Consider the following 12,935-nt stretch of genomic DNA (forward strand, 5'->3'; position numbering starts at 1 on the left):
ATGGGGACGCGCGTTTCGATCCAGACCGCGGACTTCGACCTGTCCGCCGAGGTGGCGCAACTGCGGCTGAACGATGCCCGCGTCGGCGCGGTCTGCAGCTTCATTGGCACCGTGCGCGATCGCAACGACGGCCAGGGCGTGCAGGCCATGGAGCTGGAGCACTACCCCGGCATGACGGAAAAATCGATCGAGGCCATGATCGACGAGGCCTTCCAGCGTTTCGATCTCTACGGCGCGCGCGTGATCCACCGCGTGGGCCTGTTGCAGCCACTGGACCAGATCGTGCTGGTGGCCGTCACCTCGGCGCACAGGGGCGAGAGCTTCCAGGCCTGCGAGTTCCTGATGGACTACCTCAAGACCCAGGCGCCCTTCTGGAAAAAGGAGCAGACGCCCGACGGCGCGCGCTGGGTCGATGCGCGCGTGAGCGACGACGCCGCGCTCGCGCGCTGGGGCATCAAGGCGCGCAACGGCTGAGCTCTGGCGGCACGCATTCATGCAAATCCCCGCCACCGACGTCGAATCCATCGAACGCGCCACGCTGCAGGCGGTACCGCCCGAAGTGATGGAAGCACTGCCCGGGTGGTTGCTGCCGATGGACCACGGTACGGTAGGCCGCGCGCGCAGCGCCGTGCCGCTGCACCACAGCGAGCCCGATCCTGGGCTTCTGCCCGCCATCCTGGCGCGATACGAAGCCCGTGGTTTCGCGCCCGCGTTTCGACTGCCCGCGTTGTCTGCCTTCGAGGCCTGGCAACGGGAACTGAGCGCCAGAGGTTTCGTGCGCCAGCAGCCCACGCTGACGCAGACTTGCGCCGTGGCCGACCTGGCGCTGCCGGTGTCGGCAGCCCATGTGGCCCTGGATTCCACCCCTGACGCCGCCTGGATGGCCATGTTCCTGGGCGAGGGCCTGGACCCGGTGGACGGTGCCTGCCGTGCCCGCATGCTCGGCCGCGCCACCGACATGCGCTACGCCAGCGTGCGCGTCAACGGCATCACGCTGGCTTGCGGCGCCGCCTCGTTCGGTCACGGCTGGCTGGGCGTGCACGGCATGCGCACGGCGGCCGCACAGCGTGGACGCGGCCTGGCCAGCGCGCTGCTGGGCGCGATGGCGCGCGAGGCGACCCGCCGGGGCATCGGACGCGTGTTCCTCCAGGTCGACGCCAGCAACGCGCCCGCGCTCTCGCTCTACCGCCGGCTGGGCTTCACCACCGCGTGGCCCTATGCCTACTGGCGCCGCGCGCAGCCGCAGACGCCTTGATCTGCATCAGGTCCGACACCGGGCCCGAGCCTTGAAAATGGCCACATCAGCGCCATGTGCGATGCAGTTCTGAATACCCGGAGAGCCTACCCATGCGTCTCGACAAACTCACCACCAAGTTCCAGGAAGCCCTGGGCGAAGCCCAGACATTGGCGCTCGGCGCCGACCATGCCTACATCGAACCGGCCCACCTGCTGCTGGCCCTGCTGCGCCAGGCGGACGGGCCGCAGTCGCTGTTGCAGCGCGCGGGAGTCAACGTGCCCGGGCTGACCAAGGCCACGGAAGCCGCCGTCAAGCGCCTGCCCGAGGTGCAGGGGCAGGACCAGGTGCAGGTCGGCCAGGAACTGGCCAAACTGCTTCAGGCCACGGAGAAGGAGGCCATCAAGCGCGGCGACCAGTTCATCGCGAGCGAGCTGTTCCTGCTCGCCGTGGCCGACAACAAGGGCGAACTCGGCCGGATCGCCAACGAGAACGGCCTCACGCGCAAGAGCCTGGAGGCCGCCATCACCGCGGTGCGCGGTGGCCAGACCATGGACAGCCCCGAGGCCGAAGGGCAGCGCGAGGCGCTCAAGAAATACACGCTGGACCTTACCGAGCGCGCCCGCCTGGGCAAGCTCGACCCGGTGATCGGCCGCGACGACGAGATCCGCCGCGCTATCCAGGTGCTGCAACGCCGCACCAAGAACAACCCCGTGCTCATCGGCGAGCCTGGCGTGGGCAAGACCGCCATCGTCGAAGGGCTGGCGCAGCGCATCGTGGCGGGCGAGGTGCCCGATTCGCTCAAGGGCAAGCGCGTGCTCAGCCTGGACATGGCCGCGCTGCTGGCCGGCGCCAAGTTCCGCGGCGAGTTCGAGGAACGCCTCAAGACCGTGCTGAACGAACTGGCCAAGGACGAAGGCCAGACCATCGTCTTCATCGACGAGCTGCACACCATGGTGGGTGCCGGCAAGGCCGAAGGCGCGATGGACGCGGGGAACATGCTCAAGCCGGCGCTGGCGCGCGGCGAGCTGCACTGCGTGGGCGCGACCACGCTGGACGAGTACCGCAAGTACATCGAGAAGGATGCGGCGCTTGAGCGCCGCTTCCAGAAGATCCTGGTGGGCGAACCCAGCGTGGAGGCGACCATCGCCATCCTGCGCGGCCTGCAGGAAAAGTACGAAGTGCACCACGGCGTGGAGATCACCGACCCGGCCATCGTGGCCGCCGCCGAACTCAGCCAGCGCTACATCACCGACCGCTTCCTGCCGGACAAGGCGATCGACCTGATCGACGAGGCCGCGGCCAAGATCAAGATTGAGATCGACTCCAAGCCCGAGGTGATGGACCGGCTCGACCGCCGACTGATCCAGCTTCAGATCGAGGCCGAGGCGGTGAAGAAGGAGAAGGACGAAGCTTCGCAGAAGCGCTTCGAGCTGATCCAGGTCGAGATCGGGAAGCTGCAGAAGGAAATCGCCGACCTGGATGAGATCTGGAAGGCCGAGAAGGCCCAGGCCCAGGGCTCGGCGCAGGTGAAGGAAGAAATCGACAAGCTGCGCCACCAGATCGAGGAATTCACTCGCAAGGGCGACTTCAACAAGGTCGCCGAGCTGCAGTACGGCAAGCTGCCCGAGCTGGAGAAGAAGCTCAAGGACGCCCAGGCCGCCGAGGCGGGCAAGAAGGAGGGCGGACGCCCCCAGCTGCTGCGCACCATGGTGGGCGCCGAGGAGATTGCCGAGGTGGTGGCGCGCGCCACCGGCATTCCGGTGTCCAAGCTGATGCAGGGTGAGCGCGACAAGCTGCTGCTGATGGAAGGCAAGCTGCACGAACGCGTGGTGGGCCAGGACGAGGCCATCGGCGCGGTTGCCAACGCCATCCGGCGCTCGCGCTCAGGGTTGAGCGACCCCAACCGCCCGACCGGCTCCTTCCTGTTCCTCGGTCCCACCGGCGTGGGCAAGACCGAGCTGTGCAAGGCGCTGGCCGGTTTCCTGTTCGACAGCGAAGACCACCTCGTGCGCATCGACATGAGCGAGTTCATGGAGAAGCACTCCGTGGCCCGCCTGATCGGCGCGCCCCCCGGCTACGTGGGCTACGAGGAGGGCGGCTACCTGACCGAGGCGGTGCGCCGCAAGCCCTACAGCGTGCTGCTGCTCGACGAGGTCGAGAAGGCCCACCCGGACGTGTTCAACGTGCTGCTGCAGGTGCTCGACGACGGCCGTCTCACCGATGGACAGGGCCGCACCGTGGACTTCAAGAACACCGTGATCGTCATGACGAGCAACATCGGCTCGCACATGATCCAGGCCATGGTGGGCGAGCCGTACGACGACGTGAAGGAAGCGGTGTGGGGCGAGCTGAAGAATCATTTCCGGCCCGAGTTCCTCAACCGCATCGACGAGACCGTGGTGTTCCACGCGCTCGACGCGAAGCACATCGAGTCGATCGCCGCGATCCAGCTCAAGGTGCTCGAAGCGCGTCTGGCGAAGATGGACCTGCACCTGCAGGTCTCGCCCGCGGCGCTGGCCGAGCTGGCCAAGGTCGGCTTCGACCCGGTGTTCGGCGCGCGGCCGCTCAAGCGTGCGATCCAGCAGCGCATCGAGAACCCGCTCTCGAAGTTCCTGCTGGAGGGGCGCTATCCGCCGAAATCGTCGATTCCGGTGGATGTCGATCCGGTGCGCGACCCCGGCGTGTTCCAGTTCGGGGACGCGCTGCAGGCCGCCTGAGCGGCGGCCCGGCTCAGCCCATGAGCTTCTGCGGCAGCCAGGTCGCGAGCTCGGGGAACACGCACAGGATCACGATCGCCAGCACCATGCACAACATGAAGGGGATCGCCCCCTTCAGGATGGTGGGCAGGCGCACGTCGGGCGTGATGCCGTTGATGACGAACAGGTTCAGGCCCACGGGCGGCGTGATCAGGCCCAGCTCCATGTTGATGGTGAGGATCACGCCGAACCAGATGGGGTCGAAGCCCGCGGCGGTGATCACCGGCATGAGGATGGGCGTGGTCATCAGGATGATGGCCGCGGGTGGCAGGAAGCAGCCCGCCACCAGCAGGAGCACGTTGATGGCCGCCAGCACCACCCATTTGTTGACCTGCATCTCGCCAATGGCCTCGGCCACCGACTGCGTGACCTGCAGCGACGACATCATGTAGCCGAACAGGATCGAGGTGCCGATGATCAGCAGCAACATGCCGGATTCGCGCAGGCCATCGCGCAGGATCACCCACAGGTCCATCGGCTTCCACACGCGGTAGATCACGATCACCATCACCAGGCACAGCGCCGCGCCCACGCCGGCGGCCTCCGACGGCGTGGCGATGCCGCCATAGAGCGCGTAGACCACACCGATGATCACGACGATGAAGGGCAACAGCCGGGGCAGCAGCTCCAGCTTTTCCTTCAGGCTGTAGATGCGGTCGTGGTCCAGCAGCACGGTGCCGCGCTTCCAGCTCAGGAACAGGGCCCAGGCCATGAACAGGCCGGTGAGCAGCAGGCCGGGAATCACGCCCGCCAGGAACAGCCGCCCGATCGAGGTCTCGGACGCGATGCCGTAGAGGATCATGGTGATGCTGGGCGGGATCAGGATGCCCAGCGTGCCCCCGGCAGCAATCGCGCCGGTGGCCAGGTCGGCGTCGTAGCCGCGCTTGCGCATTTCCGGGATGCCCATCTTGCCGATCGCCGCGCAGGTCGCGGGCGACGAGCCGGTGAGGGCCGAGAACAGCGCGCAGGCGCCGATGTTGGAGATCACCAGCGAACCGGGCACCCGGTGCAGCCAGCGCGAAAGTGCTTCATAGAGGTCGCTGCCGGCGCGCGACGACGCCACCGCCGCGCCCATGATGATGAACATGGGCAGCGACACCAGCGTGAAGTCGCTCAGGCCCGCAAAGATGGTCTCGGGCACGAAGTGCACGCTGTTCCAGCCGTCAAACACCACCATGAACAGCAGGGCCACCGCGCCCAGGCCGAAGGCAATGGGCAGGCCGGTGGCCAGCACCAGGATCGTGACCACGAAAATCAACAGGCCAATGGCAAGGGCGCTCATGAGGAATCCCGCAAACAGGAAGAAATGACAGGCAGGGGCAGGGATGGGTGGGCGATCACAGATGGTCTTCCGGCGCCAGCCCGTACGGGTCTTCGCGCCGTGTCCACACCATCCAGATCTCCGCGGCGTACTGCAGGCACAGCAGGCCCAGGCCCACGGGCACGGCCAGGTAGGGAATCCACAGGCGTGCGCGCCAGATCGACGCCGTGGTCAGCCCGGTGCTCCAGCTCTCGTGCCACCAGGGCACGGCGGCATAGAGGAAGAAGCCGCAGAAGCTCAAACCGACGAGGCTGCCCACCAGATGCAGCCAGCGGCGGGCCGCTGGACGCACCATGAGTGGCAGCACGTCGACCGCCACGTGGCCGCGCGTGAGCAGGATGTAGGGCGCGCCGATGAAGGCCGAAGCCACCAGCGAGTAGGTGACGAACTCCGTCTGCCAGATCGACGATTCGCCCAGCACGGCGCGAACGAACACCATCTGGCAGACCACGAAGATCGACACCAGCAGCAAGGCCGCCGCCGCCACGCCCAGCAGGCGTGAGGCACCGTGCACCAGCGCCACCCACGCCGGCATCTGGCCGGCCTTACTTGACACTCAGCGCCTTCTCGATGAGTTCCTTGCCGCCAGGCACCTTCTCGGCGAAGAGCTTGTACGAGGTCTTCTGCGCCACGTCGCGCCAGGCCTGCGCCTCTGCGTCGGTCAGCGTCACCACCTGGACGTTGTTCTTCTTGTAGGTCTCGACCATGGTGTCGTCGAGCTTCTTCGACTCGGCGTTGAAATAGGCCTCGGCCTTTTTCGACGCGTCGGTCAGCGCCTTCTTCTGCGCGTCGTTGAGTCCGTTCCAGCTCTTCATGGAGATCAGCACCGGCTCGTACATGAACCACAGCGCGTTGTCACCCGGCGCGGTGAGGCACTTGAGCTGCTCGTACAAACGGAACGAGACGAAGCTGCCGCTGGACGTGTCGGTGGCCTGGGCCACGCCCTGCTGCAGCGCGCTGTACACCTCGCTCGACGGAATCGCCACGATCGAGGCGCCCGCACCCGCCCACATCTGGGCGAAGGTCGCGCCAGCCGAGCGCACCTTCAGTCCGGAGGCATCTTCCGGTTTGCGGATGCATTTGTCCTTGCTGCCGAAGGCGCCGGCCAGCCAGGCGTCGGCCAGCACCTTGGCGCCACCCTTTTCGATGATGGCCTTGATGTCCTGCATGAAGGGCGAGGCGTTGATGCGCTGCGCGTGTTCGTGGCTCTTGACCAGGCCCGGCATCAGCGTGGCGCCGAACTGCGGGTGGAAGCCGGAGGCGTAGTCCAGCGGGAACGAGGTCATGTCGATCTGGCCGGTCTGCATGGCCTTCCACTGCTCGGTGGCCTTGACCAGGCTGGAGCCCGGAAACACCTTGATCGTCATGTCCACCTTGGCGGCCGCGACCTCACGGGCGATCATCTGCACCATCTCGTCGCGCACGTCGCCCTTGCCTCCCGGAAACTGGTGCGAGGCCTTGAGCACCACCTCGGACAGGGCGCCGGTGGACACGGCGGCGAGCAGGGCGGCGGCGAGGGCGCTGCGCGCCAGGTTGCTTGCTTTCTTCATCTTTGTCTCCAGGTTGGTAAGGGTTGTTGTATAAATGACGCCAAATGTTATATGCAACAAAAACAGGTCCCGCCTAGGACAAACCCCGACACCCACGAGAAAATGAGCGACCGCATGAGCGCCACCCCCCCCAACCGATCCCGCGTGCAACGGGTGCGCGAGCAACTCGAGGACGACATCGTCAACGGGCGGCTGCTGCCAGGCGAACAAGTCCAGGTGGAGCAACTGGTGGTGCGGTTCGGCGTGTCGCGCACGCCGGTGCGCGAGGCGCTGCAGCAGCTGGAGGCCAGCGGTCTGATCGAGGTGCAGCCCAAGCGCGGCACGTACGTGTCGCGGCTGGGCATGCCTGAGCTGATCCAGATGTTCGAAGTGATGGCCGAGCTGGAGGCCTTCTGCGCACGGCTGGCCACGCGCCGTGCGCACGAGGCCGATCTGCGCGAGATCGAAGCCGCGCTGGCGCAATGCGAGGCCGAGGCCGCGTCCGGCAACGTCAATGCCTACTACTACGCCAACGAACACTTCCACCAGCTGATCTACCACGCCTGCGGCAACGCCTTCCTGGTGCAGCAGACGCTGGGGCTTAAGAACCGGCTCAAACCCTACCGCCGCCTGCAGTTGCAGATGCGCAACCGCATTGCGCAGTCGCTCGACGAGCACCGCCAGGTGGTGGCCGCCCTGCGGCGGGGCGACAGCGAGGCGGCGGCCGAGGCGGCGCGCGCACATGTGCTGGTGCAGGGGCAGCGGTTCACGGACCTGATGAGCCTGACCGAGCGGCAGGCACCCTCGAGGCCCGCCGAAGTACCGTCGGCGGCGCCTGAGAGCCTGAACGCCTGAGCGAGGCCGGCCCCGCGGCCCTCAGTTCCCCGCAGAGTTGTCGTCGTCGGCCACCACGGCTGGCGAGAGCGTCTGCAGTTGCAGGTAGCCGCGCTGCTGCAAGCGGATGGCGAGATCGGTCACGTCGGTGCCCAGCAGCAGGGACAGCTCCATCTCGCTGCGCCGCCCGTTGGCCATCAGGAGCAGGGTGTGCGCCTGGCGGCCCACCACCTCGGGTCGGGCCAGCGCCTCCCAGGCGCGCGCCGTCTTGGCATAGCGTTGAACGCCGCTTGTGCTCGTTGTCATCTTGCTCTCCCTGATGCCTGTCGCGGCGTGTGACTGGCCGCCAAGTCATGCTGCCTGCCGGATGTGACAGCAGGATGAAGCGAGGCTCAGGACAGGCAGGTCCGCGCTGCTCAGCCGGTCCCGCCGGACTGAAAACTCCAGCGCGTCGGTGGTTGGCCCATGGCGGCCTTGAACATTGCGCTGAATGCGCTGTCGCTGGCGTACCCGGTGGCGGCCGCCACCTGGCCGACCGGAACGCCGCGCGCGAGCAGGGGCAGCGCGTGCGCCAGCACCGCCTGCTGGCGCCATTGCTGGTAGGTGGTGCCCAGTTCCTCGCGGAACAGGCGCGCCACCGTGCGCTCGCTCGCACCGGTGTCCGCCGCCCATTCGGCCAGTGTGCCGCGTTCGCCAGGGGCATTCAGCACCGCTTCGCACAGGGCGCGCAGGCGCTTGTCGCGCGGCAGCGGCACGCCCAGCGGCTGGGTGTCGGCGTGCGCGAGTTCGTCGAGCACGAGCCCGGTGAGCAGTTGGTCTCGCGCGGGTTCGGCGGCGCGCCGCGTGGCCGCATCCATGGCCTGCACCAGCTCGCGCAACAAGGCCGAGACGACGATCATGCGGCAGCTCTGCCAGCCGGCTGGCGTGGCCCCGGCGAAGACATAGAGCGTGCGCAGCTCCGCGTCCTCGCGCACCGTGACCGCGTGGCGCGTGCCCGGCGGTATCCACACCGCGCGAGAGGGCGGCACGATGTAGGTGACCGTTTGCAGGTTGGCTTCGTCGGGCACCGTCATGACCTGCACGATGCCCGTGGCGCAGTAGGCGAGCTGACCCCAGGGATGGCGGTGCGGCTCGAAATGGGTGTCCGCGCTCAGTGCACGTGAGCGCACCCGCACGGGGCGCGCCTCGTCGGGCGTGAAGGGATCGGAGTCCCCCAGAGGGGTCGGACGGGGGCGGCGGCGCGGCGCGGGCATGGCGGAACCTGGGTTGGCGGGTATTCGAGGAAACCTGTCAGATCGTCGTGATCCGGCAGAACGGCACGAGTCTACGATCCCTCCATGTCCTCTTCAAGCACCGCCCATGCCATGCCCGCCGTGGCCTTGCGCCAGGACGCCAGCCTCATCGGCCTGGTCGGACTGGCGCACATGATCAGCCATTTCAGCCAGTTGCTGCTCGCGCCGCTGTTTCCCTGGCTGAAGGACGCGTTCAACGCCAGCTACGCCGAACTGGGCTTCCTGATGACCATCTTCTTCGTGGTGTCCTGCGCGGTGCAGGCCACCTCGGGTTTCGTGGTGGACCGCTTCGGCCCGCGTCCGGTGCTGTTCGGTGGCCTGGCGCTTCTGGGTCTGGCCGCATTTGGTTTCGCTGCCAGCACGGGCTACTGGATGATGGCCTTCTTCGCCATCGTGGCGGGTGTGGGCAACGGGGTGTTCCACCCCGTGGACTACACCTTGCTCAACCGCAAGGTGAGCGCGCCGCGCCTGGGGCATGCCTACAGCGTGCACGGCATCACTGGCAGCCTGGGCTGGGCACTGGCGCCGGCCATGATGGTGCCGATCGCGCTGGCCTGGTCCTGGCGCGCCGCGCTGGCCAGCGCGGGCGTGCTCGCGTTCGCGGTACTGGCGGTGCTGTGGTTCAACCGTGAACGCCTGAGCCTGCCCGCCGCACCGAAACCCGCGGCGGGCTCGGGCCACGCCCGCGGCGAAGACCCCATGGCCTTCCTGCGCATCCCCGCGGTGTGGATGTGTTTCGGTTTCTTCTTCTTCTACGCCATGTCGCTGAGCGTGGTGCAGGCCTTCGCCCCCGAGGCGGCGCGCCAGCTGCACGGCGTGCCGCTGGCCCTGGTGGCGGTGTGCCTGACGACCTACATGGTGTGCGCGGCCGGTGGCATGGTGCTGGGTGGGTTCCTGGCGTCCGACCCGGCGCGCTGCGAGCGCATCGTGGGCATGGGTTTTGGTCTGGCCGCGTGCATCGCGCTGGTGCTGGCGCTGGCCGATGTGCCCTCGGCGGCCGTGCCTGTGCTGTTTGGGGCCATGGGCTTTTCAGCCGGTATTGCGGGACCGTCGCGCGATCTTCTGGTGAAGAAGTCCACGCCCGACAATGCCACCGGGCGCGTCTATGGCGTGGTCTATTCAGGGCTGGACATCGGCCAGGCGATCTCGCCGCTGATCTTCGGCGTGCTCATGGATCATGGCCAGTTCCGCGGCGTGCTGATCGGGCTCGCGGTGGTGCAGGCGGTGCTGATTGCCAGCGCGTTCAATGTGCGGCGGGTGCGGCGCACGGCGCTGGCCACCACCTGAAGCCTTTCTTCTGCGGCCCCGGCGGGTGCGTCCGCCGCCCAGCGCCGTGTTGCGCCCGGCTGCCGTTTATTTGCCGGGCATCAAACGGGCGCCCAGTTCCAGCAGGTATAAAAGCGGCTTGATCCATTCCCCCATCTGCTGGCGAATCACCGCAGACTGTCCATGACGGTGCCTTCCCGTTTGCTGCAACAGTGCTTCCAGGAAGCACTTTCCGGCGCGCCCGAAATGCTGGCGCGCTGCGCCGACTCGGCCATCGCCAGCCTGCAGGCGGCGGAGAAGGCGTCCAAGGAAGTGGCGCAGCGCGACCGCCTCGCGCTGGCCTGGTGGGGCATGCTTCAGAACAAGATTCAGTGGGGCCAGACGTTTTCGCAGCATCTGCGTGATGCGCTGATGGCCGCGCCCGAGGCCAACTCCTCGCGCCCGGCCCTGCTGTCCGAATCCTCGCTGCTGTCGCTGGTGGAGGACGACGCGGTCAACGAGTCGCTCGAATCCGCGCGGCTGGTGCACGGCCTGATGCCGGTGCTGGAACAGCAGCTCGCCGTGCTCGACGCGCTCATGAGCTCGGTGATCGGCCTGCAGACCGTGCAGGCCGAACGCAACCCGCTGCGGCCGTCGGTGTTCGTGCGCGCCCTGCGTGAACTTATGTCGTCGGCCGAGTCCGAGCCGGAGGTGCGTGCCCTGTGGCTGCGCCACATGGACAAGGCGCTTGGCCGCGAATTGCAGAAGCTCTACGAGCGGGTGGCACTGATCCTGCAGCGCGCCAACGTGCAGGAGGCTGGCTACCGCGTGCGCCTGGTGGACGACGCAGGCGCCTCCACGCGCTCGGGCGGCCTGTCCACCCGATCGGGCGGCCTGGGCCTGTCCTCGCGCGCCGCCGGGTTGGGCGTCTCCCCCAACAGCCAGTGGCAGGACATGGGTTACGTCCCCAGCGGACAGGACACGCCCTCCTGGGCCAGCGCCGATCATCTGCCACCCATGCAGTCGCTCGGGCGCATGCAGCCGGGCGTGGACCATCAGGTCTTTCACGAATTCCTCAACCAGGGCGGCAAGCATTTCGACCGCCACCTGACGCCTGACTACTACGAGCAGGTGAGCGAGGAGCTCGCCGCGATCGAGGCCTTCGCCGCAATTCCGGTGCTCGACGAGTCCATGATCCTGGAGCAGCAGACCCAGTACCGCGACTTGCCGGTGGTGGATCGGCCGGCGCGCGAGATCGGGATCTCCAGCCAGTTGAGCCAGAAGGCCTGGGGCACCTACGCGGCGGCGCATGAGCGTTCGCGCGTGCTCATGCACCTCAAGCAGAAGGCCCAGCGCGTCAGCCAGGCTGTGGGGCTGGACCTGGTGCGCACCCTGGTCAGCCAGGTCGCCAGCGACCCGCTGCTGCTGGGCCCGGTGCGCGAGGCTGTGGTGGCGCTGGAGCCGGCGCTGCTGCGCCTGGCCATGGCCAACCCGAAGTTCTTCAACGAAGACGAACACCCGGCGCGACGCCTCATCGAGAGCGTGGCGCAGCGCAGCTTCAAGTTCAACGATGAATTCGCGGATGAGTTCGACAGCTTCTTCCAGCCGGTGCAGCAGGCCTTCAAGGACCTCAACGCCCAGGCAACGAACGATCCGAAACCCTTTGCGGATGCGCTCGGCGCGCTGCGCGAAGGCTGGGCCGCGCAGGACGAGAAGGAACTCGCGCTGCAGGACAACAGCCTGCAATCCATTCGATACGCCGAGGAACGCCAGGCCCTGGCCGACCAGATTGCCTGGGACCTCAGCCAGCGCCCCGACGTGGACAACGCCCCCGGCGTCATTCTGGACTTCCTCTATGGCCCCTGGTCGCTGGTGATTGCCTCGGCCAAGCTGGGCGACACCGAAGGCCAGCCCGACCCCGGGGGGTTCCGCAAGGTGGTCTCCAACCTGTTGTGGAGCGTGAAGAAGGAGGTCACGCTCAAGCGGCCCAAGGAACTGTTCGCCATGGTGCCGGGCATGCTGGCCACGCTGCATGCGGGCCTGGACATGCTGGGCAAGACGCGCGAGGAGACCAAGGCGTTCTTCGATGCGCTCATGCGCCTGCACCAGCCGGTGCTGGGCCTGCGCCGCGCGCGCATCCGCAACGACGCGAGCAACTCCGATCCCGCACCGCTGGAAATCTCGTCCATGTCGATGGATCTGGATGAAACGCTGCCAGCCACGCCCGAGCAGCGCAAGCCGCGGCCCAAGGCACAGCCCTGGCTGGGCAAGAGCGAGATCGAGGCCGCTGGCTTCGAGGACACGCTGCCCACCGACTACGGCGATCTGATCGAAACCCAGGTGCAGGCCCGAGCCAGCGAAGACGATTCGCAGGCGGCCGCGCTGGCCGAGGAGGGAGAGCTGGAAGACATCACCGCCGCGGCGGTGTTGGTGGGCCTGCGCGAAGGCGACTGGGTCGATCTGTACTCGCGCCGGGAATGGCTGCGTGCCCAACTCATCTGGGCCAGCAGCAAGGGCACCCTGTTCATGTTCGTCAGCCGCGGTGGCCGCCCGCACTCCATGACCAAGCGCAGCTGCGAGCGCCTCATCGCCAGCCGACTGCTGCGCCCGGTCAACGCCCAGGGCGTGGTGCAGAAGGCGCTGCAGGCCATGGCGGTCGAATCGCAGCAACCGCGCCGCGTCGAACCCGAAGCGGCCTGAGGCGCGCTGGCGCCTGCAGCG

At 67.5% G+C, this 12,935-nt stretch carries 11 protein-coding genes; 6 read left to right on the plus strand and 5 right to left on the minus strand.

Annotated elements, in window-relative coordinates; all coding sequences use genetic code 11:
• The 3 genes from AB7P10_RS05045 (at position 1) to clpB (ending at position 3,954) form a co-directional block, all read left to right on the plus strand.
• Positions 1-474, plus strand: a complete 474-nt coding sequence (locus AB7P10_RS05045; protein ID WP_428292745.1) for a molybdenum cofactor biosynthesis protein MoaE — start codon at positions 1-3, stop codon at positions 472-474.
• Between the two features lie 19 nt (positions 475-493).
• Complete coding sequence (locus AB7P10_RS05050) at positions 494-1,255, plus strand: GNAT family N-acetyltransferase (RefSeq protein ID WP_428292746.1); 762 nt, start codon at positions 494-496, stop codon at positions 1,253-1,255.
• A gap of 92 nt (positions 1,256-1,347) precedes the next feature.
• The gene (gene clpB, locus AB7P10_RS05055) at positions 1,348-3,954 is read left to right on the plus strand and encodes an ATP-dependent chaperone ClpB (RefSeq protein ID WP_428292747.1); all 2,607 of its coding nucleotides are present in this window, start codon (positions 1,348-1,350) and stop codon (positions 3,952-3,954) included.
• Between the two features lie 13 nt (positions 3,955-3,967).
• Here clpB and AB7P10_RS05060 read toward each other — a convergent pair whose 3' ends face one another.
• Genes AB7P10_RS05060 through dctP form a run of 3 tightly spaced genes read right to left on the minus strand, consistent with a single transcriptional unit; the run spans position 3,968 to position 6,864 of the window.
• A complete protein-coding gene (locus tag AB7P10_RS05060) occupies positions 3,968-5,275 on the minus strand; it encodes a TRAP transporter large permease (protein WP_428292748.1) in 1,308 nt (435 codons plus the stop codon).
• 55 nt (positions 5,276-5,330) lie between these two features.
• Positions 5,331-5,870, minus strand: coding sequence for a TRAP transporter small permease (locus AB7P10_RS05065; RefSeq protein ID WP_428292749.1), 540 nt, complete (start codon positions 5,868-5,870; stop codon positions 5,331-5,333).
• Entirely contained in the window at positions 5,860-6,864 is a 1,005-nt protein-coding gene (gene dctP / locus AB7P10_RS05070) for a TRAP transporter substrate-binding protein DctP (protein ID WP_428292750.1), read from the minus strand. The genes AB7P10_RS05065 and dctP overlap by 11 nt, the downstream gene beginning before the upstream one ends.
• A gap of 114 nt (positions 6,865-6,978) precedes the next feature.
• On the opposite strand from dctP, the gene AB7P10_RS05075 reads away from it, so the two are divergent.
• The gene (locus AB7P10_RS05075; protein WP_428292751.1) at positions 6,979-7,698 is read left to right on the plus strand and encodes a GntR family transcriptional regulator; all 720 of its coding nucleotides are present in this window, start codon (positions 6,979-6,981) and stop codon (positions 7,696-7,698) included.
• Between the two features lie 21 nt (positions 7,699-7,719).
• Here AB7P10_RS05075 and AB7P10_RS05080 read toward each other — a convergent pair whose 3' ends face one another.
• A complete protein-coding gene (locus AB7P10_RS05080; protein WP_428292752.1) occupies positions 7,720-7,983 on the minus strand; it encodes a hypothetical protein in 264 nt (87 codons plus the stop codon).
• A 110-nt stretch (positions 7,984-8,093) separates the two neighbouring features.
• The gene (locus AB7P10_RS05085; protein WP_428292753.1) at positions 8,094-8,930 is read right to left on the minus strand and encodes an AraC family transcriptional regulator; all 837 of its coding nucleotides are present in this window, start codon (positions 8,928-8,930) and stop codon (positions 8,094-8,096) included.
• Between the two features lie 84 nt (positions 8,931-9,014).
• On the opposite strand from AB7P10_RS05085, the gene AB7P10_RS05090 reads away from it, so the two are divergent.
• The gene (locus tag AB7P10_RS05090; protein WP_428292754.1) at positions 9,015-10,256 is read left to right on the plus strand and encodes an MFS transporter; all 1,242 of its coding nucleotides are present in this window, start codon (positions 9,015-9,017) and stop codon (positions 10,254-10,256) included.
• Positions 10,257-10,418: 162 nt separating this feature from the next.
• Complete coding sequence (locus AB7P10_RS05095) at positions 10,419-12,914, plus strand: DUF1631 family protein (RefSeq protein ID WP_428292755.1); 2,496 nt, start codon at positions 10,419-10,421, stop codon at positions 12,912-12,914.
• Positions 12,915-12,935 lie beyond the last annotated feature (21 nt).

Origin of the sequence: Hydrogenophaga sp. (genome assembly GCF_050182545.1) — a bacterium.
Taxonomy (GTDB): domain Bacteria; phylum Pseudomonadota; class Gammaproteobacteria; order Burkholderiales; family Burkholderiaceae_C; genus Hydrogenophaga.

What these genes read in the sequence shown, in the direction of transcription:
- clpB (WP_428292747.1), top strand. Translation starts at nt 1,348, where the DNA reads ATGCGTCTCGACAAACTCACCACCAAGTTCCAGGAAGCCCTGGGCGAA.
- AB7P10_RS05095 (WP_428292755.1), top strand. Translation starts at nt 10,419, where the DNA reads ATGACGGTGCCTTCCCGTTTGCTGCAACAGTGCTTCCAGGAAGCACTT.
- AB7P10_RS05045 (WP_428292745.1), top strand. Translation starts at nt 1, where the DNA reads ATGGGGACGCGCGTTTCGATCCAGACCGCGGACTTCGACCTGTCCGCC.
- dctP (WP_428292750.1), bottom strand. Translation starts at nt 6,864, where the DNA reads ATGAAGAAAGCAAGCAACCTGGCGCGCAGCGCCCTCGCCGCCGCCCTG.
- AB7P10_RS05060 (WP_428292748.1), bottom strand. Translation starts at nt 5,275, where the DNA reads ATGAGCGCCCTTGCCATTGGCCTGTTGATTTTCGTGGTCACGATCCTG.
- AB7P10_RS05090 (WP_428292754.1), top strand. Translation starts at nt 9,015, where the DNA reads ATGTCCTCTTCAAGCACCGCCCATGCCATGCCCGCCGTGGCCTTGCGC.
- AB7P10_RS05075 (WP_428292751.1), top strand. Translation starts at nt 6,979, where the DNA reads ATGAGCGCCACCCCCCCCAACCGATCCCGCGTGCAACGGGTGCGCGAG.
- AB7P10_RS05085 (WP_428292753.1), bottom strand. Translation starts at nt 8,930, where the DNA reads ATGCCCGCGCCGCGCCGCCGCCCCCGTCCGACCCCTCTGGGGGACTCC.
- AB7P10_RS05080 (WP_428292752.1), bottom strand. Translation starts at nt 7,983, where the DNA reads ATGACAACGAGCACAAGCGGCGTTCAACGCTATGCCAAGACGGCGCGC.
- AB7P10_RS05050 (WP_428292746.1), top strand. Translation starts at nt 494, where the DNA reads ATGCAAATCCCCGCCACCGACGTCGAATCCATCGAACGCGCCACGCTG.